The sequence below is a fragment of the Arthrobacter sp. GCM10027362 genome (assembly GCF_042679445.1).
GTDB lineage: Bacteria > Actinomycetota > Actinomycetes > Actinomycetales > Micrococcaceae > Crystallibacter.
Map to the genome: position 1 here is coordinate 1 of NZ_JBHTML010000423.1, position 721 is coordinate 721.

At 75.9% G+C, this 721-nt stretch carries 1 pseudogene; it reads left to right on the forward strand.

The features are described from left to right. Nucleotides 1-721: pseudogene (locus ACFQ36_RS23130) on the forward strand (ABC transporter); the annotation flags it as partial.

A 721-nucleotide genomic window follows, 5' to 3' on the forward strand; every position in this document is an offset into this window, starting at 1 on the left:
CGGCCCGGGCCATCGGGCAGGCCCTGGCCGGGCTGCGCGGCCGGGCGACGGTCATCCTGGTGGCCCACGATCCGGCCACCGCCGCGCTCGCGGACCGGCTGATCCCGGCCAGCGGTTCCGGCACCGCGGCATCCCTCCCCACCGACTTGCCGGATAACGCCCTGTCCGGCCCTGGGAAGGGCATCAGCGGGCAAGTCGACGGAGCCGGTGCCCCGGCCGCGGCGGGCGGATCCGCGCAGCGCCCACCGGCACGGCCCGGACGTGCGGGCCTGTGGCGCAACCTGGCCATGCTGCAGCCGTGGAACCCGCGGTTCGTCGCCGCCCTGTGCTTTGGCCTGGGCGCCACCCTGTTCGCCGTCGCGCTGTCCGGGCTCTCCGGCTGGCTGATCGTCGCCGCCAGCGAACAGCCGCCCATCCTGCACCTGATGACCTCCGTCGTGGGCGTGCGCTTCTTCGGCATCGGGCGGGCCGTGCTGCGCTACCACGAACGGCTGCGGCTGCACGACGCGGTCTTCGCCGGCACCGACAGGCTGCGGGTGCGGCTCTGGAACGGACTGCTGCAGCGACCGGAGGGATGGCGCCGGCTGGCCCGCGGTGGCGGAGCCCTGGAACGGCTGGTCGGCGACGTGGACGAACTCCGCGACGTCGCCCCCCGCGCGGTGTTCGCCCCGCTGGTCGGCGTGCTCACCGCCGCCGCCTCCTGCCTCGCCACCGCGCTGCT